Origin of the sequence: Paenibacillus arenilitoris (assembly GCF_014705655.1) — a bacterium.
GTDB classification, from domain to species: Bacteria; Bacillota; Bacilli; order Paenibacillales; family Paenibacillaceae; genus Pristimantibacillus; species Pristimantibacillus arenilitoris.
In genome coordinates, this window is sequence record NZ_JACXIY010000041.1 from 14,200 (window position 1) to 35,593 (window position 21,394).

A 21,394-nucleotide genomic window follows, 5' to 3' on the forward strand; every position below is an offset into this window, starting at 1 on the left:
GTATTCATAGCTTATTTTTCGCCATCATACTCATTATAGCTCCTAATCCTTGGAGAGGCATAGACAAAGCGGGAAAAATATACTTAACCGTTCGGCGAGTCCTCGTAGAAAACGCGGAACACCATATCGTGGTTATAGTTCCCGAAGCCTTTGCCGTACAACGTTAATCCGCCGACGTGAACCGCATCCTCCTTCACGCCGATCCGGAAGGTCCAATGGTTGCGCGCAAGGCCGATATCGCCGATGCCGACGCCCGACATGCGCTGACCGTCGATATACGAGCCGTCCTCTTGAATGCGGATTACTTTCAGCAAGCCGTATTGATTGACCCGATCGTGCCACCAGACCGGCGAGAACCTGCCCCGGACCTCGCCGTAATCGCCGGGACTCGTCCACATGCCGATCTCCGCGCCGTTAAGCGCGAAGCTGATGTCGGAGGGCCAGTTGTCGTTGACCCCCGGCGCCTCCGATCCGAGCTCCATCGCGATCTCCAGCGCGACGGGGCGCTGCTTCGCCAGCAAATAGTTCGGCACCTTGTATTCGACGTAGCCCTTGCCGAACCATAAAATTCCCGCGTTCATCCGCTCGGGCTCCAGGAAGAAGCGGGGATCGTCGAACTGGCCGACCATCTTCTCGGTCGTGGCGATGCCGCAGGTCGGAAACACCTCGAACTGCGTGTAATGCCCGACGGGCACGCTTACTTCGTGAACCTTGAGCGAGTCGCCGGCGTGCGCCGGCAGCTCGATCGAGACGGACCTCTCCGCGAGCATGCACATCTTGTGCGTGCCGCCTTGCTTGCGGACCATCTTCGTCTGCACGAGACCCGCCTTCTCCAGCTTGCGGACGTGCATCGTGACGATCGCGCTGCTCAGCCCGAGCGACTCGGCCAGCTCCTTCACGTTCATCAGGCTGCCGGCAAGCAGATTGATGATCGATAACCGAACGGGGCTTGCGAGCGCTTCGTACAGCGGAAGCCACGCTTCGTCCGTATTCGCGTGAATCACGACGCCTACAGCTTAATGCGGATGACGTTCCAGGACGCCTTGCCGAGCACCGCTTGGATTTGGCCGCCGTCACTGACAGCCGCGTTGCCGGAGGCATGCGGCGTTACGCGGTTAGGCGATTCGGCCGTGTTCGTCATCTTGAGATCCTCGTGCTCGAGCACGATATGCTCGATGACGCTGAAGCTGCCGAAGCTGCGAAGATCGATCTCGAACGGCAGCGCCTCCTCGATGTTGCGGTTGACCGCGAAGATCGCGACTTCCTCTTTCTCCTCGTTATGAACGGCTACCGTCTCCAGGTAAGGCACGTCGGTATATTCCTTCGTATCGTACTTCGGAGATTTCACGAGCGGCACGAGCACGTTTCCGCGACCGAAGATGCTCGCGTGCATGTACGGATAGTAGATCGTCTGCTTCCAGGCCGGTCCGCCGTTCTGCGTCATAATCGGCGCGATAACGTTGACGAGCTGCGCGATGCAGGCCATCTTCACCCGGTCAGCGCGCTTCAGCATGCTGATCAGCATGCAGCCGACGACGAGCGCATCTTCCTGCGTGTACACGTCTTCGAGCTGCGGCGGCGCGATCTGCCACGGATCAAGCCTGCGGTCCTGCTCATGCGAATGGAACCAGACGTTCCACTCGTCGAAGGACAGATGAATCTTCTTCTTGCCGCGCTTCTTCGCCTGAATATAATCGCAAGTCGAAATAACCGTATTAATGTAGGAATCCATGCCGATCGACTTGGCGAGGAAATTCATCGTATCGTTGCTCGCGTTGCCGAAATATTGATGGATCGAAATGTAATCGACCGTATCGTACGTCAGATCCAGCACGGTCGACTCCCATTCCGGGAAGGTCGGCATGCCGATATTCGAGCTTCCGCAAGCGACGAGTTCAATGCCCGGATCGACGAGACGCATCGTTTTGCCCGTTTCGTTCGCCAGCCTGCCGTATTCGACCGCCGTTTTGTGCCCGATCTGCCACGGTCCGTCCATCTCGTTGCCGAGGCACCAGGTCTTCACGTTATGCGGGTCCTTGTAGCCGTGCCCGATTCTGAGATCGCTCCAATAGGAACCGGAAGGGTGATTCGAGTATTCGATCAAATTCCGCGCTTCGTCGATGCCGCGGGTACCGAGGTTAACGGCCATCATCGCTTCCGTGTTCGCTTTCCTGCACCAGTCCATGAATTCGTTGAAGCCGATCCAGTTCGGCTCGATCGTCCGCCAAGCCAGCTCCAGCCGTCTCGGGCGTTGATCTACCGGACCGACCCCGTCCTCCCAATTGTATCCGGATACAAAATTTCCCCCAGGGTAGCGGACGATCGGAACGTCGAGTCCCCTTACAAGCTCAAGCACGTCCGAACGGAAGCCCTGCTCGTCGGCCGTCGCGTGATCCGCCTCGTAGATGCCGCCGTAAACCGCTCTCCCCAAATGTTCGATGAAGGAGCCGTAAATCCGTTTGTCGACCTGTCCGACCTGAAAATCCTTGTCCACGATCATTGACGCCTTGTCTGCCATCCTAATCCACCTCTTTAACATTAATTGAATTGTTAATCGATAAGGACTTTATTAACAATTGATCTTCCACCATTTTAACAACAGATGCTAAATTAATTCAAGCATTAATTTTGTGCCGTTTAGATTAATAAAGCGATTAATTCTAAAGCATAATCGCTATGCTCTGCGACCATGGAATCAGATCAACATCCGATTTCCATGAAACTCGTTCGTTTTCCCCATAATTCGACGTTTTTCTCCCTTGAGTTAGTTCTCTGTTTCGACTACTATGGAACTATAAGGAAATTTTCGGTTCACTGATGCGGCAGGAGATGAGGACATGAGCAGCAAGGTTCGCTCGTTGGAAGAGGCAGCCGAACATATTATTGATATTCTCAAGCAGGTACTGCAGGTGGACGGCTTGTACATCGCGGTAATCGACGGAACCGAGAACCGGATTATCCGCGCGTTCGACCGGCAGCGCGATTTCATTCCGGCTCCCTCGCGGCAGCAGCTTCTGCAGCAATGCTGCAAGCTCGTGATCGAGCATTCCGAAGCCGTGCTGGTCATTCCCGACGTTCGGGAGGACGAGCGTACCGCAGGCTTGCCGCTTGCGAAGGAGCTCGGGCCGTTATTCTTTGCCGGCGCAGCCATCCGTACATCGGCGAATCGGTCATTCGGAACGATTTGCGCGCTGGGCCGCGAGCCGATCCGATTCGACGGCAAGCAGCTCGCCCTTCTCGAATCGCTCGCCGTCTCGCTCGGCTACATCGTCGAACTCGAGAACGACAGCGTAACGGACAGCTTGACCGGCTTGTTTAACAGGCGGTACTTGTCGTATTTGTATCAGAACGGATCGGACAAGCAGTTCAGCGTTATGTTCATCGACATCAACGACTTCAAGGAGGTCAACGATTCGTACGGCCATGACTTCGGCGACCAACTGCTGCTGGAAATCGCCGCGCGGCTGAAGAAGAACGTGCGCAAGTCCGACATCATCGTCCGGTACGGCGGAGACGAATTCGTCATCTGCTTCCAGCATCTCGTCGATCACCGGGATTACGAGATCGTCGCCGACAAACTGAAGGATTCGATCATGGAGCCGTTCCTCGTTGGCGGGCGGACGATCCGAATCTCCGCAAGCATCGGCATCAGCTCGACGCATGGCGCAAGCGCCAGCCTGAAAGATTTGATCACCGACGCCGACAAGGCGATGTACGGCATCAAGCAGAACGAAAAGAACCTATGAACGCCTGCCCCGCTCGAGCGAACGCTAACGGGAAGCGGACATTCATAGGTTCTTTCTATTATTTCGGCTGCGCGAGCGGAAAATGCATCTCGCAAATCGTACCTTGATCCGGTTTGCTGCGGAACAGGATTTTGCCGTCCATTTCCTTCACCAGGCTCATCACGACCATTAAACCAAGCCCCGTCCCCGTATCCTTGGTCGTGAAATAAGGGATGCCGAGACGCTTCACCTGCGCGCTGCTCATGCCGACCCCCGTATCCCTGATCAAAATCTGCACATGCGACTTCTCAAGCCGGGTATGCACCGACAAAATGCCGCCGTCCTTCATCGATTCGATGGCGTTCTTCATGACGTTCAGCAGGCATTGCTGAAATTTCTTCGGCTCCCCTCTGATCCAGGCCGGTTCGTCGATGAGGTGGTGGATGTCCAGCGTAATGTTGGACAGCACCGAGAACGGCTGCAGCCAAGGAATAACCCCCTCCACCTCTTCTCTTACGTTAAGCAGCGCCGGCTGCTCCACGGTCGGCTTGGAAAAATTCAAGTAATCGGTTATGATGCCGTTCGCGTGATCGATCCCTTCGAAGGCATACGTGCGGTACCGTTCGAACGCCTCTTGGCTGAGGCCCTCCTTGCCCATCATTTGGAGAAATCCCCTCGCCGTCGTAAGCGGATTGCGGATTTCGTGGGAGATCGAAGCCGCAAGTTGCCCGATCAGCTGGTATTTTTCCGACAAGAGCAGCTCCTTCTGAAACCGCTCCTGGTGCTTGACATAAAAATAGACGTAGCTCGTTATAATCGAAGAAACGAACGTCGAGGCAACGACGAGCAGCAGCTGCCGAACAGGCGTCTCGAACCCGACAAGCAGCTGCAGCGGGATGTACGCGGCCAAATAAGCCAAAGCCAGCAGTACCGACAGCAGCGACATTTTTCCCCTCGAGCCTTCCGCTACCCGGTAATGCAGCAGCAAGCCCCCGGCGAGCATGAGCGTGCTTGCGGCCAAGGTTGGCAGCCAATCGTTGCCGACGGCGAAAATGCCGCAAACGACGAAGGCCGCCCAAGTCGCGACGCCCGGTATCGCCCCCTCGTACAAGGCGGCCAGGCAGAGGGAGATCGGGGTCAGGTGAAGCGCGTATACGAGCGGGTCGATGCTCTCGAAGCCGATATAGAAATAGGTCAATACCGCAAGGATCAGGACAAAAAACGGCTTGCGCCGGTTGTGCTCGAACAAAAACCTGGGCGTGATGACGATAAAAATCAAGCACGCCGCGGCAATATACAGCAAACCGTGCAGCACAGGCAAAAGTACGGTTTGAATCACTGGGAGTCCGTTCCTTTCTCCGTCAAGATCGAAGGGTTTATTTGGCAGAAATCGACATGCTACAACATTTATTCGACATAAATCCTCTTTTACCTCTCCTTCATTTTTTAATTTTAAAGTAAATAATAACGGGCGTGTCCGGGGCTCCGATTCCGTCATAACCTTGGCCTAATTCGCATACATATGGTATGAATCGGATTTTCGAATGCGGAGGGATGTCGGATGAACCAGGATGAGCTTCGGGCGCTGGAGCGGTCCATCGACGAAATAACGGAAATTGCGAAGGGCTTCGGGCTCGACTTCTACCAGATGAGGTATGAAATTTGTCCTGCGGATATCATTTATACGTTCGGCGCTTACGGCATGCCGACCCGCTTCAGCCATTGGAGCTTCGGCAAGACGTTCAACAAGATGAAGACGCAGTATGATTTCGGGCTAAGTAAAATTTACGAGCTCGTCATCAACTCGAATCCGTGCTACGCCTTCCTCCTCGAAGGCAATTCATTGATCCAAAACAAGCTGATCGTTGCCCACGTGCTCGCGCATTGCGACTTCTTCAAGAACAATGCCCGCTTCGGCGTAACCAACCGCGACATGGTCGAGAGCATGTCCGCCACGGCCGACCGCGTCCACCAATACGAGATGGATCACGGCACGAATGCGGTCGAGAAATTCATCGACGCCATATTGTCCATTCAGGAGCATGTCGATCCGACGCTGATCAAACCGTACCAGCTCGATAAGAAGCGCTACATCGAGATGATGCGGAAGGAGAACAGCCAGTCTCCGGGGGCGGCCGCCCCTTCCCGGTATGACGATCTATGGAATTTGGACGCCGATCCGTCCGCCTCGGAGGAGTCGCAGACGGGCGAGAACAAACGGTTCCCGCCGCGCCCCGAGAAGGACATCGTCTGGTTTATCGAGGAATATTCGACGGTGCTGGAAGACTGGCAGCGCGACATCATGTCGATGCTCCGCGACGAAATGCTGTACTTCTGGCCTCAGATCGAAACGAAGATCATGAACGAAGGCTGGGCCTCCTATTGGCATCAGCGCATCATCCGCGAGCTGGACCTGACCAGCGACGAGACGATCGAGTTCGCGAAGCTGAACTCCTCCGTCGTCGTGCCGTCCCGGCATACACTCAACCCGTATTATTTGGGGCTGAAAATATTCGAGGACATCGAGCGCCGCTGGGACAATCCGACGAAGGAGGAGCGGGAGCGGTTCGGCCGCGTGCCGGGCAAAGGGCGGGAAAAAATCTTCGAGGTGCGCGAGCTCGATTCCGATATTTCGTTCCTGCGCAATTATTTGACGAAGGAGCTCGTGAACGACCTCGATCTGTACATTTTCGAAAAGAAGGGGCCCGAATGGAAAATTACCGATAAATCGTGGGAAAACATCCGCGATCAGCTCGTTTATTCCAAAGTGAATGGCGGCTTCCCGAGCCTGCTCGTCAAGGACGGCGATTTCAACCGCGTGGGCGAGCTGTACCTTATTCACGAATACGAGGGCATGGAGCTGGATTTGAAATACGTGGAGAGGACGCTGCCTTACGTCGTGCAGCTGTGGGGCAAGAACGTCCATCTGGAGACGTTCGTCGAGGACAAGAAGATCGTGTTCAGCTGCGACGGGAAGAAGACGAGCCGGAAGTTCGTTTAATTTTGATAATATTGGCGGTGCTAGGGGACTCTCTGACCTCTGCACCGCCATTTCTTTGTTTGTCTATCGCTGCTCGTTGCAGGGGGTTCGTCCGAATGATCTGCATCGGGCCTGGTTCTAATTTCGAATACTGAAACTAGAAACGAAAGAAGGGGGCTAATGGAGAGTTCAGTTTCAAATTTTGAAACTAACCACAACGTATATCGATCGGAATGTTCGAATTGTGCCGTTTAATTTCAATTACTGAGACTAACGCGAGGATGATTCGAATAGTAAGTGATTTAGTTTCATTATTTGAAATTTGCATCGCTTTATGCAGCAATCATCTTTCCCTATATCCCGTTACTTTTTATAACACTCGCGTTGCATTGAAGTCAAAATTCAATATTGTCCAATAATTCAACATGCATAACCGCATCCCCCAAAGCCCATAATATTCCGCGAGTCTTATTTCGTCATTGGGGGATCGTTCATGAGCACCGTCAGCAGCCGTATCGAAGTGAACGAGGCTTATCTTAGAGAACAATTCCATAACTGCTCGGACATCGTCTTCCGCTCTTTTCAATTACAGGACGATACGAAGCTTCTGCTTGTTTGTTTTGACGGAATGACCAAATTGCAAGGCGTCGAAGAAAATGTATTGAAGCCGCTCATTTTCAACGGCTTGCCGCAAGGGATCGACCGGATTCAATCGCTTGAAGAGATATTCGGGCGGGAATGGCTTCCGTTAACGAAAGTAAAAACGGACGTGTCTTTGAAGGACCTAACGAATCATATTCTGCAAGGAAGTCTTGCGATCTTGGTGGACGGCGAAGCTTCCGCGCTCGTCGCTCAGCTCCAGGGCTTCGAGACGCGAGGCATTCAAGAACCGAGGAAAGAAGCGACTTTGCGCGGCTCCAAGGAAGGCTTCGTGGAGAACCTCCGCACGAATACGACATTGATTAGACGAAGAATTATTCACCCTCAGCTTAAGATAGAATCGTATACGGTCGGCAAATATACGCAAACCGAAGTCATCCTTGCTTACATACAAGGTCTGGCGGAAGAAAAAGTATTGGGGGAAGTAAGAGAAAAGCTCGGCAAGATCGAGCTCGACGGCGTAATCGATTCTGCTTATATCGAAGAATGGATCGAGAATAACTCCTTCTCCATCTTCTCTCAAATCCAAAATACCGAGCGTCCGGATATCGTGACCGCAGGTTTGCTGGAGGGAAAGGCGGCCATTCTCGTTAACGGAACTCCGTTTGCCCTCATCCTTCCCGTCACCCTCTGGTCCGGACTTCAGTCGGCGGACGACTATTTCGAAAGGTTCATATTCGTCATTCTGACTCGGATGATACGTTATATTATGACGTTTGTTTCGTTTGCGCTTCCCGCATTATACGTCGCGCTTTCGACTTTCCATCCGGAAATGATTCCAAGCTATCTAATGATCGGAATTGCGACCGCCAGGGAAAGCTCTCCGTTTCCAACCGTTATCGAAGTGCTGATTATGATGTTCGTATTTGACGGATTGCAGGAGGCCGGCGTTCATTTGCCCAATCAGCTCGGTCCGGTCGTCAGCATTATCGGAGCGCTCGTTATCGGACAAGCCGCCGTCGAAGCCGGCATCATATCGACGCCGATCATCATCGTCATTTCCTTGACGGGCATCGCGAGCTACACGATTCCGAGATACAGCGCCACCCTTCCCTTTCGCTTGATCCGGTACCTTCTCCTGTTCATTACCGGGGTGCTCGGCTTCGTCGGTTTTGCTTTCGGCATGATCTTCTTGCTGATCCATTTGGTCATGCAAGAATCGTTCGGAACGCCGTTCCTGAGCCCCGTCGCCCCGTTCGACGGCAAACGGATCAAAGACCTGTTCATCCGTTATCCTTTCTGGAGCAAAAACGGCCGAACCAAGAAAGGGAGTCCATGATGATCCGATTCGTCCTATTGACATGCGTCTCCCTCCTTCTTGTCATGTCCGCTTCCGGCTGCACCGATTTTATCGAACCGAATCAATTGGCTTTCGTCTTGGGGTCGGCGATTGATCATGCCGAAGACGGAACGATCGAAATGAGCTATCAGATCGTCATCCCTTCACTGCAGGGCGGTCCGTCCAAGGGGGAAAGCTCCGGCGATTCGGCTCCCTTCTTCGTCATGTCGGCCAAAGGCAAAGACGTATTCGAAGCAACTCAGAAAATCCAGCTCAAAATGTCCCGCCGGTTGTTGACGAGTCATCGCGTTCTCATCGCGATCAGCGAAGAGTTTTTCAATAAGAACGACGCAAGCAAGTTGTTCGATAAGCTCAGCAGGGATCCCGCAAACAATTTGAGGGACATCATCATTATGATCAAAGGAGGCAGCGCCAAGGAGTTCCTTATGATCAAGCACCCCCTGGAACAGCTCTCCAGCATTGCCGCAGGCAAAGAACTGGACATTAACGGATTAAAAGGGTTTTCTTCAAGGGAGCTGATTATTGACAGTCTCTCCAGAGGAATTCGGCCGCTGATGCCGATCATCCAAATCGAAGATAAAAAGTTAAGCGGCAAAAAAACGAGTCCGATCGCCGCGCTGTCCGGTTTTGCCGTCTTGAACGATCGACTCAAGGTCAAAGGCTTGCTTGACAATAATGAAGGCTCCGCGGCCATCTGGATGCAAGGGAAAGGCACGTTTCAAGGCGTGACGATGCCTTGGAAAAACGGTCAAGGCACATTATCGTTTCGATTAACCCGGCTTGAGCGCAAGCTTCGCTCCGCTCCCGGCAATGATCCCGGGCACATTGTATTAATGGTTAAAGCACAAGCTTATCTGCTCGAAAATACGACCCCGCTGGACATGTCCGAAGTAAAAAACATGCTAGAGGTCCAGAAGCACATCAACGAACAAATTCAAAAGGATCTGCAGCTGACGATGGATAAAATCCGGCAATGGGGACCCGACGTATTCGGCATAGGCGAGTTCCTTCATCGCCAATATCCTTACTGGTGGAAATCTCAGAAGGACGATTGGGACGAAAAGTTCAAGACGATCGACGTTACCGTCAAGGCGAATGTACGACTAAGGTCCACCGGAACGAGCGGCGCGCCGCTCGAATGATAGGGGAAAGGAGAGGCAGCGAGAATGAAAGTAAGCGGATATCAATTGTTCTGGATGGTCAGCATCTCCTCCATGATCGTGTTTTCGTACTTGCCCATTCATTTAGCCGCGGAGCAATCGCTTCAGGACTGCTGGATTTCCATTCTGCTCGGAACCATGATCATGCTCGGCGCCACCTGGATAACACTCCGGGTTTGCATGCAAAATAAGGACAAAACGTTCGTTCAGTTCATCAATGACCTGATCGGCACGGTACTCGGCAAAGTGGTCGTCACGATGTATTTCCTGCTTTGGTTCATGCAGATGTCGTTCATAGCGAAAGGAACGGTCGAATTTCAAAATTTGGTTATGCTTCATAACACGCCAATGCTCTTCATCTTGCTCTGTTTGTTGTTTCTCGTGTTGTATGCGGTGTATAAAGGAGGGATTACGGCGATTAGCCGCTGCGCGGAAATTATTGGCCCCTTCTTCGTCTTCATGTTATACGTGCAGCTGTTCCTGAATCCTCAAGATATGGATGCGACGAGGATTTTGCCTGTTTATGCCGACTCGGGCTTGCTTCGCATTCTAAGCGGCACTTTGCACTCGTTCAACTACATGGTGGATCCGTCGATCATTTTAATGCTGTTTTTTTTCGCGGAGAACAAGCGATCCGCCACGCGCGGGATTTTCTGGGGAACGGCGGTTGCCATGCTATGGGGGGTTGTTTCCACTCTGGTTCTTCTGTTCGTAACCGGACCGAACATAGCCGCTGAATTGGTCGTGCCGATCTACTCGCTGACGAAGTTTGTGTCCATCCTTAATTTCATTCAAAATATCGATGCTTTTTTCATTCCTTTGTGGCTGTTCGGCGCCTTTATTAAGCTATCGATCTATTTATTCATCCTTAGCTACGGGCTGTCCGAATGGACCGGCTATCGCAACTGGAAGCTTATCGCATGCCTGACGACTTTTATTTGGCTGGCGTACACGATCTACAGCACGCACAATATTCAAATTTCGAATACGCTAAAAAATAGGTATTTGATCGGGCTCTGCTACCCCATGGTGTACATTGTCTTTCCCTTGTTTTTATGGATGATCGGTCTTATCCGGCAGCGCCGCAAACCGTCAAGCGTCAACTGACTCGGGTAAGCTTGTCACAAGATTGCCGGCATCATCGTTTTAAATATGTACACGAATCACAAATACGAAAAAAGAGGTGCAAGTATGAGCCAACGTTTAAATTTCATGCAGCAATCGCCAGAATTTTTCAAGAAATTGATGGAGTACAGCAACGCCGAGAAAGGCAGTTCAATCGAAGAAAAAATTATCCATCTCGTTCATATTCGGGCATCGCAAATGAACGGATGCGGTTTCTGCCTCGATATGCACGTGAAGCAAGCCAAAATTCACGGCGAAACCGAGCTTCGCCTCTACCATCTCTCGGTTTGGAGAGAATCGACTTTGTTCTCCCCGCGCGAGCGGGCCGCGCTGGCTTGGACGGAAGTACTGACCAAGCTGCCCGAGCACGGCGTGTCCGACGAGGTTTACGACCGCGTGCGCAGCCAACTGTCCGAGAAAGAAATTTCGGATCTGACCTACACGGTTATGTCGATCAATGCTTGGAACCGTTTGAACATCGCCTTCAAGACGGTTCCGGGCTCTTCCGACGCGGCGTTCGGTTTGACGAAAGCGGGTCTGAGCTAAAGGCCGGAAGCCTGATCCTGCGAGCCCTTCGCTTTTCAAGCGAAGGGTTCTTTGTTTTTTTCATTCGCTCCATGCCGAACGTTTTTAACGCACTCGGCGGATAGCCTCCCAAAGGTTAGTTCGTTTGGCATTATTTGAACCGGCGAACGATCCTGCTCCCCGTATAAATCGATACCCCGGAGAAAAAAATAAGCCCGTATTCAAATCTAACTTAAGCGGGGTAAGAAAATGAAAAAAACGTTAACGGTTTTTAGCTTTCTGATCTGCATGCTGATGTTGACTGCCGTACCTGCATTCGCCGACAATGTACACCGCAACACAAATAACGTGGGCACATACGATTACCGAAACAACAATGACAACAACACGTTTGGCGAAGAAATGCGCCAAGACATTAATCGCGGCATCACGAATACGAACCGCGCCCTCGGCACGGACATCGATCATATCGACCGCGCGAACGGCATGAACGGGAACCGAATGGGCATGAACGGCGTCAATCGCACCAACAACCTCCGGACGAACAACGTTCGGGCAACCGCAGCTGCCGACAACGACGGATTCGATTGGGGCTGGCTCGGTCTTCTCGGCCTCATCGGTCTTGCCGGCTTGAGAAGCCGCGACCGCGAACGCACCTAACCTTTAATTCGGCGATAACGGAAAGTACCAATTAAATCTTAGCAACGCAAACTAAACACCCTGGGCATGCGCAGGGTGTTTAGTTTTTATCACGACGCAATAATCGGGAGGCTGCGCTTACGTGGAGACAAGTGTAGAGAAGACAGAAAACGCGTTATCGATATTTGCGCTAGGCGGCGTTCACGAAATCGGGAAAAATATGTACGTCGTGCAGTATGCCGACGATATCGTCGTCATCGATTGCGGCTCCAAATTTCCCGACGAAAGCTTGCCGGGCATCGATCTGATCATTCCCGATATCGGCTACTTGCTGGAAAACCGGGACAAGGTTCGCGCCCTCGTCGTCACGCACGGCCATGAGGATCATATCGGCGGCATTCCTTACGTATTGCAGCGATTGAACATGCCGATCTACGGCTCGCGGCTGACGCTCGGGCTCATCAAAGGAAAGCTGAAGGAAAACGGGCTGCTCGGGCAAACGCAGCTCATCGAGATCCATTCGGAGACCGAGGTCGAGCTTGGCGCGATCCGGCTCGGCTTTTTCAGAACGAATCACAGCATTCCCGATTGCCTCGGCATCGTTTTTTACACGCCGGAAGGAACGGTCGTACATACGGGAGACTTCAAATTCGATCTGACCCCCGTAAACAACCAGTTTCCGGATATTCACAAAATGGCCCGAATCGGCGAGCAAGGGGTTCTTGCTTTATTATCCGAGAGCACCAATGCGGAACGCCCCGGATTCACCCCTTCCGAACGGCTGGTCGGCGAGCACATTGAGGAGGCGTTCAAAAAAGCGCGCAACCGCGTATTTATTTCGACCTTCGCCTCCAACGTCCATCGGCTGCAGCAAGTTATCGATGCGGCCGCGGCAACGGGACGCAAGCTGCTTCTGCTCGGAAGAAGCATGGTGAACGTCGTGCCGATCGCGCTTGAGTTCGGGCATCTGACGATGCCGGAAGGCATGCTTGTCGAGGCGAAGGAAGCAAACGAGCTGCCGCGCGAGAGGCTCGCCGTCTTGTGCACCGGAAGCCAGGGCGAGCCGATGGCCGCCCTCTCCCGTCTTGCGAGTTCCACCTACCGGCAGCTCGAAATTTTGCCGGACGATACGGTCATCTTCGCCGCCACGCCGATTCCAGGCAACGAACGCAACGTAGCCGGCATCGTGGACAATTTATTTCTGCTCGGCGCGAACGTCATTTACGGCTCCGGCACCGTAACGGGGATGCACGTCTCCGGGCATGGCAGCCAGGAAGAGCTGAAGCTCATGCTTACGTTGATGAAGCCCCAATACTTCATTCCGATACACGGCGAGTACCGGATGCTGTATCAGCATCGCTCGTTGGCCGAGTCGGTTGGCGTTGCGAGGGAAAATATTTTTCTACTTAGAAACGGGGACGTCGTCGATATCCGGAATAACATGGCGGTCAATAGCCGGAAGGTCCCGGCGGGCAACACGCTCGTAGACGGCTGGGGCATCGGCGACGTCGGCAACGTCGTGCTTCGCGATCGCCGGCATTTGGCGGAGGACGGCATTCTCGTCGTCGTCGTGACGCTCTCGAGAAACGAGGGAACGATTCTGACCGGACCCGACCTGATTTCGCGCGGCTTCGTCTACGTGCGGGAATCGGAAGGGCTGATGGAGGAGATCAACCGGCTCGTCGTACTCACGGTCAAGGAGCTGCAGGAAAGCGGAGAGCTTGTGAAATGGAGCATATTGAAGCATCGATTGAAGGAAACGATCGGTAAGTTTCTGTACATGCAGACGAAGAGACGGCCGATGATATTGCCGATCATTATCGAGGTATAAGCGAAAGCGAAACCCCTTGTCCGAGACGGACAAGGGGTTTATCGTCAATGTACGATGCCGTCCACGTAGCGTCCGTGCTCCGGAACGGCGATTTCCTGAAATTTCTCGGTCAACAGCTTCAAATTCGCTTTCAGCGATTCGCCGAACATCGGCTCCCCGTGACCGGTAATGGCCAAGTAAGGCTGAAGCGCCGCCAGCGTCTTGACCGACTGCTCCGCCTGCTTCCAGTCCGTCGTAAAATATTTCGGAGGGCCGCTTATTTCTTGCTCCTGCATGATCACTTTATAGAGCGATTCCTGCTTTACCGTCACGAAGGCGTCTCCGGCGATCAGCGTCCCGTCCGTTCCCCGGTACAAGGAAATGTGTCCGGGCGTGTGACCCGGCGTATGGATGTATTTCCAGCCGGTCAGGCCGGGCACGCCGCCGTCCTTCGGCAGCGGATGGACGCGGTCGCCGAGGTCGATGCCGTCATGCGGGAAAAACGGCGACATCTCCGTCACGAGCCCGCCGTCGACGGTCGGATCGGCCGGCGGATAATCGGCCTCGCCGGTCAAATAAGGCAGTTCGAGCTTATGGGCGTAAGCCGGCACATTCCAATGCTCGATGAGCTCGACGATCGCGCCGACGTGGTCGAAATGGCCGTGCGTCAGGATGATCGCTTTCGGCCCCGAGCGGAATCGCTGCTCGGCTTCCTTGATGATTTTTTTGGCCGATCTCGGCATGCCCGCATCCACGAGCACCCAGCCGTCCTCCTCCCGGTTCGGGTCGCCGATAAAGCAAACGTTGACGATTTGAATCGGATAGCAATAAATATCCGGCCGATAGGCCAGACCTTCGCCGCTTGATGCCGACGTCAGCGGCATGAAGGCATGCTCGAATGAACTTTCCAACGTTGTGCGCCTCCTTTTTGTCGTCCCGCCTCCTTTATAAACTGTCCATTTGTCCTTCGCTTATTCCAACCTAGGCCTTGCCGGGTTGCAGTCGGGGGGCGGAACCGCGCCGCATTCCGACAGCTTCAACAGGTAATAGCATTCCTCGCGGAACATGTGGTCGGGCACGAGCGGGCTCAGCCGGCTGAGCAATTCCGCGCTTAACCCGAGCTCCTCCACTTCCTTTAGAAACGCCATAAAGACGGCCATTTCGGCGTTCACATCGGAATGAAACTTCGTCAGCGCGGGATAATGCGGCCTCAACGTTCTCAAATAACCGGCAAGCTCGATCGCCTTGAGATAGAAGTCGTTAAAGTGCTTCTCGAACGCTTCGCTTTTTTGAATCAGCCTTTGCTCCACCGCATCCAAATCCATGGCGATCGCAGCGGCATGTCCAGCCGCGTCCGGCAGCCACAGCAAATCGTGGTGAAGGGAAGTAAAATGGGGTACGGGCTTACCGCTCAGCAGCTCGTTTAAAATAGTCAAATATTCTTCGAGCTCGTTCACCATATGGTTAAGGAAAGTCGGCGTAAGGCCGATGGCCGCCTGCCCGAGCAGCCGCCGGTCCAGCAAGTGAAGCTTGAAGGACCTTAAATGCTCCGCCGCTTCGTGCGCTTCCTTATTCAACTCGGATAACCGGTTCGCGTCTCCTTGCGCCCGCGCCTTCTCCAGAAGCCGATCGAAATGGTCGAGGAATTGCTTAGCCAGTTCGATGTCCCCCGTTTCTTCCGGCGATAGGGCATTGTAGATGAACCTCGCGTGATCCCCTAATATTTGTAGCCAAAATCGATGTTCGAACCAGGCCCCCGCTTCCATCCCGTACATCCCTCCCGTCTTATCCTTACCTTCCATGTTTATGAGCGATCGAATAAATATTGCCATCCCGAGCAAATTAATGATGCGAGACTACGAGAAGGAGGACGATTATGACGAATTCGAAGGCCTTTCCGCAATATCCCGAATCTTATTGGATAGAGTCCGTTTCCGGACTTCCTACTTATCCCGAGCTCAAGCAGCATGCGATTGCCGACGTCGCCGTCGTGGGAGGAGGCATCTCCGGCATAACGACCGCTTACTTGCTTGCCAAGGAAGGCTATAAAGTCGTGCTGCTCGAAGCCGGAAAGCTTTTATCCGGAACGACGGGCCATACGACGGCCAAACTGACCGCCCAGCACGATTTGATCTACGACGAGCTGATCGGGCGCGAAGGACGGGAGAAAGCGGCATTGTATTACAGCGCCTGCACCGATGCGTTGCGATTCATTCGGAGCACGCTCGAGCAGCATCGGATCGAATGCGGCTACTCCGCCCAGGACGCTTATATTTTTACGAATTCCGACGATTATATCGCCAAGCTGGAGAAGGAGATGGCCGCTTATTCGGCGCTAGGCATTCCCGGCTCTTACGTGGACAAGATTCCTTTGAACATCCCGGTCAGAGGAGCGGTCGTCATGCGCGATCAAGCCCAATTCCACCCTCTGCAATATTTGTCGGCGCTGCTCCGCCAATTTGCCGAAACGGGTGGAGAAATTTTCGAGCATACGGCCGCCGTCGACGTTGAAGCGGGAGACAGCCCGAAGGTGGTGACGAGCGCAGGCTACCGGATAACCTGCACCCATGTCGTTTGCTGCACACATTTTCCGTTCTACGACGGTTACGGCTTCTATTTCGCTCGAATGCATGCGGACCGCTCTTACGTTCTTGGCATGAAGATGGATGAGGAATATCCGGGGGGCATGTACCTCAGCGCCGAGGATCCGAAGCGCTCGGTGCGTTACGCGGATATGGGCGATCAAGGACCGCTTGTTCTGGTCGGCGGGCAAAGTCACAAGACGGGACAGGGCGTCTGCACGATCAATCATTACGAGGAGCTGAAGCGGTACGCCGCGGAGCATTTTCGGGTAAAGGAATTTCCTTACCGCTGGTCGGCGCAGGATCTCGTTACGGGCGACAAGCTTCCTTACATCGGACGGATCACCGCGTCCTCGCCGAATATCTACGTGGCGACCGGATACCGGAAGTGGGGAATGACGAACGGCACGGCGGCCGCGATGCTCGTTCGCGATTTAATCAAAGGCGTCGCGAGCCCTTACGAGGAGCTGTACGCACCTTCCCGCTCCGTGACGATGCACGCGGCCGTGAACCTGATCGCGGACAACGCCGACGTCGCCAAGCATCTTATTGCCGGCAAGATCGGGATGGTCCACAAGCGGCCGGAAGAATTGCGCAATGACGAAGGAAGCGTCGTCAAGGTGCGCGGACGCAGGGCAGGCGCCTACAAAGACAAAGACGGGAAGCTTTTCCTCGTCGATACGACCTGCACGCATATGGGCTGCGAGGTGGAATGGAACGACGGCGACCGAACCTGGGACTGCCCTTGCCACGGTTCCCGCTTCTCCATTTGCGGCGAAGTGATCGAAGGCCCGGCTCAGCGGCCGCTGATGAGTATAGCCGGGGAACCCGAGCCCGTTCGTTAACAATAATCAAACAACCCATGCCCCTCGGGCATGGGTTTTCTCGCCAGCGTCTCGATCAGTCCTCGAATTCAGTCCTCGATATTCCGCACGTCTACCGTGACGCGAAGCTCTTGGTCGCCCGTTCCCCGGTATACGCCTTTGACCGGCACGATATCTTTGTAATCCCGCCCATGGCCCAGCTTGACGTAGCGCTCGCCCACGGGATCGGCGTTCGTCGGATCGAAGCTGCACCAGCCCAGACCGGGAACGAACGCCTCGACCCACGCATGCGAAGCCTGCTCGAAGTCCGCGCTCCCGCCCTGCAGGTCGCCGACGAAATGATAGCCGCTTACGTATCTCGCCGGAATGCCGTAGGAACGGGAGCAAGCGATCATCAGATGCGCGAAATCCTGGCAGACGCCGCGCTTCTTCACGAACATCTCCGCCGTCTTCGTCTTCACGTCCGTCGCTTCGGGATCGTAGACGAATTCGGAACGGATCCTGCCCGAGAGGGCCGTCAGCCAATCCAGCACGCCGATTGCCCCGCCGTCCGCGGCTCCCGGCGCCAGCGCCCCGGCATAATCCTCCACCTCGTCCGTAACGGCCGTATATTCCGTCGGAAGCAGCAATTCCGCGAACCGGTCGGCCGCCTCCTCCGATTGCAGCCACCGCCAAGCCGTCTCCGGCGGCCGATTGCTTAAGTACAGCGCCCGCTCCTCCGCGGAAGGCGCCCGCTTCGTCACGACAGTCATCGAGGTGCGGATTGTCAGCCGCCGATGCGGAGCGTTCACGGAGAAAGCGTGCACGCGGTTTCCGAAATAATCCTCGTAGGCGAACAGGGAGGCGTTCGGCTCGATCGCTATCGACTGCTGGTAGCAGGACTGCCGCTCGTTCGTGCTCGGCGTCAGCCTGATTTCATTGACACTGTCCGAAACCGCCTCCGCGTAATCGTATTGCGTCACATGCGAAATGCTCAGCTTCATGCGCTTGCCTCCCCCATTCGAAAAAAGGTTTTGGCGAACGATTGCCCGAGCTGCTGGCACGCGTCCAGCAAATGGGCGACGATCGTCCCATTCCGGTCGATCATCATGTCTTCGCGCTCGAGGCAGGCGAGATCGGCCTTCACCTTGCCGACCTGCCGGATGATTCGCTCGTGCGCCGCGCGGAGCTGCTTATCCTGCAGCTCGATCAGACGCAAATGTTCGTCCAGCGTATGGAGCGCATAATGAAGGGAGCGCGGGAACACGCCGTTCAGCACGACGAACTCCACGATCGCATCGGCCGATATGCCGTCCGCGTAATAGCGGCGGAACGCTTGATAGCCGCTGACCGACCGCAGAACGGCCTGCAGGTAAGGGTAGGAGTTCGCATTGTTCCAGCCTTCGCCGCTTGCCGCGTTGCAGACGGCTTTAATGATGCGCAGCGTATTCTCCGACCGCTCCAGGTAGCGGCCGCATTCGATGAAATGCCATTCGTTCTCCCTCGGCACCACGGACTGGCTTACGCCCTGGAACAAAGCCGTCCAATCCTTGATTCGGCCGAAAAACAAATGAGGAGATTCGCGCAGCATCTCGTCCGGCCGCTGCTCGCGAAGCCACAAATAAAAGGCGTTCGCTGCATCCCACAGTTCGCTCGGCACCTTCTCCCGCAGCGTGCGGAGATTGCCGCGCGCGTGGCTGACGCACTGTGCGAGCGAATTCGGGTTATCGCGGTCGAGCGTCGTATAGAAGAGGACGTCCCGCTCGTTGTAAGATCCGTACTGCTGCTCATAGGCTTCCCTGCTGCCGAGCGCGTCGACGATCCTTACCCATTTCGAGCAGGATTCCCCCGCCTCCCCGAATGAGGGTCCCGCCTCATCCGGCGATTCCTCTTCAACCTGCAAATGATAATGCACGTCGATCAACCTCGCGTGGTTCTCCGCCCGCTCCATGTACCGGCCAATCCAAAACAATGCCTCTGCGTTCCGGTTCAGCATCGCATTCCCTCCATTATTTCATCGATTAAGCACCCACGTATCCTTAACGCCGCCGCCCTGCGAGGAGTTGACGACCAGCGAGCCTTCCTTCATCGCGACGCGCGTCAACCCCCCCGGAATGACATGCGTCTCCTCCCCCATCAAAGCAAACGCGCGCAAATCGATATGCCGCGGCGCCATGCTGCCGTCCACCATGACCGGCGCCCGCGACAGCTTCATCGTCGTCTGTGCGATATAGCGGCCCGGCTCGCGCATAATCGCCTCCGTGAAAGCCTGCAGCTCCTTCGCCGATGCGCTCGGGCCGATAAGCATGCCGTAGCCGCCGGACAGCGACGTCTCCTTCACGACGAGCCGGTCGAGATTCGCCAGCGCGTACTCCCTCTCCTCCTTGCGCGACAAAATATACGTAGGAACGTTGTGCAAAATCGGCTCTTCCCTCAAGTAGTAGCGAATCATATCCGGCACGTAAGCATATACTGCTTTGTCGTCGGCGACGCCCGTACCCGGCGCGTTGGCGATGGCCACGTTCCCCGCCCGGTAAGCGTTCATGAGGCCCGGCACGCCGAGCAGCGAATCCGGCTGGAAGGCGAGCGGGTCGAGGAAATCGTCGTCGATTCGCCGATAAATGACGTCGACTTGGCGAAGTCCCCTTAAATCGCGCAAATAAATTTTGTGATCCTTGTAGACCAGGTCGCCTCCCTCGACGAGATGGATACCCATCTGCTGGGCCAGGAACGCATGCTCGTAATAAGCGGAATTGAATGAACCGGGCGTCAGCAGCACGATTAACGGATCGCGATTGCCGTTAGGGGAAATGGCGCGGAGCGAACTTAAAAAGCAATTCAGGCTTCGGTCGATGCTTTGCACCGAGCAGGACAGATATAAGTCGTGGAACAACTCGCTCATCAGCGTTCTGCCTTTGAATAAATACGAAAATCCGGACGGCGAACGCAAATTGTCTTCGAGTACGTAATAGCGGCCTTTCTCGTCGCGAATCAAATCGATGCCCGATGCCGTAATATAGACGCCGCCGGGAACATGCAGTCCGGCCATCTCCGGCCTGTAGTACGTATTGGCCACGATCATCCGCCTCGGGATGACCCCGTCGGACACGATCCGTTGGCCGTGGTAGACGTCGTGCACGAAGGCGTTGAGCGCCCGGATGCGCTGCCGCACGCCGCGCTCTACGCTGTCCCATTCCCGCTTCGGAATGATCCTCGGAATATAGTCGAACGGGATCGTTCGCTCGAGGGGTTCACTGTGCGCGCCGTCGTACAGCGTGAACGTAATGCCCTCCTCCATCATTCGCTGGTTGATCGCTTGCTGACGGACGGCGAGCTCTGCCGGCTTCATGCGGGCGAACAGTCGGTGAACGCCCTCGTAATGGGCGCGTACGGCAAAGTCTTTGTCGAACATTTCATCGTAAAAGGTTTGGGAATCGTAATAGTGCGATTGCGACTGTTTGGCCGTCGACATGACAACCGCCTCCTTCATGATGGGACAATGGCCGATCCGGCGCTTCCCCTTCGAACCTACGGCTATTTATGTCAGGAATAAGGAATATTACCTAACATTAAAACACATAATCGCCATAATTGTTAGGATCATCTTACTAAAATCTGAAAATTGTGTCAACTTTCCTTACATAAATTAAAAAACAGGAACCCTCCGAACGAGAATCCCTGCTTTGGCTAAGCTGCGTATTCGTCTAGGATTGATTTAAGTGCTGCTGCGCGTCCAGGTTGAACATCTTGGTCGATCGTCCCGTCGGCGAGCGACAGCCAATACCCTTTCTGCGTTTCTTTCAACCGCTCGATATCGCTTACCCTCGCAATAAGCGAGACGAGCTCCGGCTGCGCGCCTACGTGATCGTAGAAGCGGTCGACTACTTCGTCGACGACTTTTTGGAAGATCGGCCTGCAATCGGCGAGAAGCTTCAAGTCTTGTTCCGTAAGGCCCGTATATTCGATTTGTTTTTTGCGTTCCGTCGTTACGTTAATCAATATGCCCGACCCCTTTAGGTGTGTAGAATCGTAATCACCTATTATATCGGGTAGACATACCCCTTTTATTATGACCATATGCGAAA

18 protein-coding genes are annotated in these 21,394 nt (G+C 54.5%); 9 read left to right on the top strand and 9 right to left on the bottom strand.

The genetic code is table 11. The annotated features are described in order from the left end of the window. Nucleotides 1–83: 83 nt before the first annotated feature. Complete coding sequence (locus IDH41_RS26230) at nucleotides 84–1,004, bottom strand: ArsR/SmtB family transcription factor (RefSeq protein ID WP_190866464.1); 921 nt, start codon at nucleotides 1,002–1,004, stop codon at nucleotides 84–86. 5 nt (nucleotides 1,005–1,009) lie between these two features. Then, nucleotides 1,010–2,518 (bottom strand): arabinosylfuranosidase ArfA, encoded by a 1,509-nt coding sequence (gene arfA / locus IDH41_RS26235; RefSeq protein ID WP_190866467.1) that lies wholly within the window; start codon nucleotides 2,516–2,518, stop codon nucleotides 1,010–1,012. A 319-nt stretch (nucleotides 2,519–2,837) separates the two neighbouring features. On the opposite strand from arfA, the gene IDH41_RS26240 reads away from it, so the two are divergent. Then, on the top strand, nucleotides 2,838–3,746 hold the full coding sequence (locus IDH41_RS26240) for a sensor domain-containing diguanylate cyclase (RefSeq protein ID WP_190866469.1): 909 nt from the start codon (nucleotides 2,838–2,840) through the stop codon (nucleotides 3,744–3,746). A 58-nt stretch (nucleotides 3,747–3,804) separates the two neighbouring features. On the opposite strand, the gene IDH41_RS26245 is transcribed toward IDH41_RS26240, so the two are convergent. After that, entirely contained in the window at nucleotides 3,805–5,064 is a 1,260-nt protein-coding gene (locus IDH41_RS26245; protein WP_317890822.1) for a HAMP domain-containing sensor histidine kinase, read from the bottom strand. Between the two features lie 222 nt (nucleotides 5,065–5,286). Between IDH41_RS26245 and IDH41_RS26250 the strand changes: the two genes are divergently transcribed. The 7 genes from IDH41_RS26250 (at nucleotide 5,287) to IDH41_RS26280 (ending at nucleotide 13,945) form a co-directional block, all read left to right on the top strand. Beyond that, entirely contained in the window at nucleotides 5,287–6,726 is a 1,440-nt protein-coding gene (locus IDH41_RS26250) for a SpoVR family protein (RefSeq protein WP_190866472.1), read from the top strand. A 472-nt stretch (nucleotides 6,727–7,198) separates the two neighbouring features. Next, nucleotides 7,199–8,644, top strand: coding sequence for a spore germination protein (locus IDH41_RS26255; RefSeq protein WP_190866474.1), 1,446 nt, complete (start codon nucleotides 7,199–7,201; stop codon nucleotides 8,642–8,644). Further along, nucleotides 8,644–9,807, top strand: a complete 1,164-nt coding sequence (locus IDH41_RS26260) for a Ger(x)C family spore germination protein (protein WP_190866476.1) — start codon at nucleotides 8,644–8,646, stop codon at nucleotides 9,805–9,807. Before IDH41_RS26255 ends, IDH41_RS26260 begins: the two co-directional genes overlap by 1 nt. Before the next feature lie 24 nt (nucleotides 9,808–9,831). Next, nucleotides 9,832–10,932 carry a GerAB/ArcD/ProY family transporter gene (locus tag IDH41_RS26265; protein ID WP_190866479.1) on the top strand — a complete coding sequence of 367 codons (1,101 nt, stop codon included), beginning with the start codon at nucleotides 9,832–9,834 and terminating at the stop codon, nucleotides 10,930–10,932. An 84-nt stretch (nucleotides 10,933–11,016) separates the two neighbouring features. Then, on the top strand, nucleotides 11,017–11,496 hold the full coding sequence (locus IDH41_RS26270; RefSeq protein WP_190866481.1) for a carboxymuconolactone decarboxylase family protein: 480 nt from the start codon (nucleotides 11,017–11,019) through the stop codon (nucleotides 11,494–11,496). 228 nt (nucleotides 11,497–11,724) lie between these two features. Continuing rightward, the gene (locus tag IDH41_RS26275) at nucleotides 11,725–12,135 is read left to right on the top strand and encodes a WGxxGxxG family protein (RefSeq protein ID WP_190866483.1); all 411 of its coding nucleotides are present in this window, start codon (nucleotides 11,725–11,727) and stop codon (nucleotides 12,133–12,135) included. A gap of 121 nt (nucleotides 12,136–12,256) precedes the next feature. Next, nucleotides 12,257–13,945, top strand: a complete 1,689-nt coding sequence (locus IDH41_RS26280) for a ribonuclease J (RefSeq protein ID WP_317890823.1) — start codon at nucleotides 12,257–12,259, stop codon at nucleotides 13,943–13,945. 44 nt (nucleotides 13,946–13,989) lie between these two features. On the opposite strand, the gene IDH41_RS26285 is transcribed toward IDH41_RS26280, so the two are convergent. Together IDH41_RS26285 and IDH41_RS26290 are read right to left on the bottom strand one after the other, a co-directional pair. Continuing rightward, the gene (locus IDH41_RS26285) at nucleotides 13,990–14,808 is read right to left on the bottom strand and encodes an MBL fold metallo-hydrolase (RefSeq protein ID WP_190866563.1); all 819 of its coding nucleotides are present in this window, start codon (nucleotides 14,806–14,808) and stop codon (nucleotides 13,990–13,992) included. A gap of 87 nt (nucleotides 14,809–14,895) precedes the next feature. Beyond that, on the bottom strand, nucleotides 14,896–15,690 hold the full coding sequence (locus tag IDH41_RS26290) for a DUF2935 domain-containing protein (RefSeq protein ID WP_190866485.1): 795 nt from the start codon (nucleotides 15,688–15,690) through the stop codon (nucleotides 14,896–14,898). 110 nt (nucleotides 15,691–15,800) lie between these two features. Here IDH41_RS26290 and IDH41_RS26295 point away from each other — a divergent pair, with 110 nt between their 5' ends. Further along, on the top strand, nucleotides 15,801–17,351 hold the full coding sequence (locus IDH41_RS26295) for an FAD-dependent oxidoreductase (protein WP_190866487.1): 1,551 nt from the start codon (nucleotides 15,801–15,803) through the stop codon (nucleotides 17,349–17,351). Between the two features lie 68 nt (nucleotides 17,352–17,419). On the opposite strand, the gene IDH41_RS26300 is transcribed toward IDH41_RS26295, so the two are convergent. From IDH41_RS26300 to IDH41_RS26315, 4 genes are all read right to left on the bottom strand, one after another. After that, complete coding sequence (locus IDH41_RS26300) at nucleotides 17,420–18,313, bottom strand: transglutaminase family protein (RefSeq protein ID WP_190866489.1); 894 nt, start codon at nucleotides 18,311–18,313, stop codon at nucleotides 17,420–17,422. After that, nucleotides 18,310–19,305: an alpha-E domain-containing protein gene (locus IDH41_RS26305; protein WP_190866491.1), complete on the bottom strand. Its 996-nt coding sequence runs from the start codon at nucleotides 19,303–19,305 to the stop codon at nucleotides 18,310–18,312. The genes IDH41_RS26300 and IDH41_RS26305 overlap by 4 nt, the downstream gene beginning before the upstream one ends. An 18-nt stretch (nucleotides 19,306–19,323) precedes the next feature. Beyond that, on the bottom strand, nucleotides 19,324–20,781 hold the full coding sequence (locus IDH41_RS26310) for a circularly permuted type 2 ATP-grasp protein (protein ID WP_190866493.1): 1,458 nt from the start codon (nucleotides 20,779–20,781) through the stop codon (nucleotides 19,324–19,326). 215 nt (nucleotides 20,782–20,996) lie between these two features. Then, on the bottom strand, nucleotides 20,997–21,308 hold the full coding sequence (locus IDH41_RS26315; protein ID WP_190866495.1) for a protoglobin domain-containing protein: 312 nt from the start codon (nucleotides 21,306–21,308) through the stop codon (nucleotides 20,997–20,999). Nucleotides 21,309–21,394: the final 86 nt, after the last annotated feature.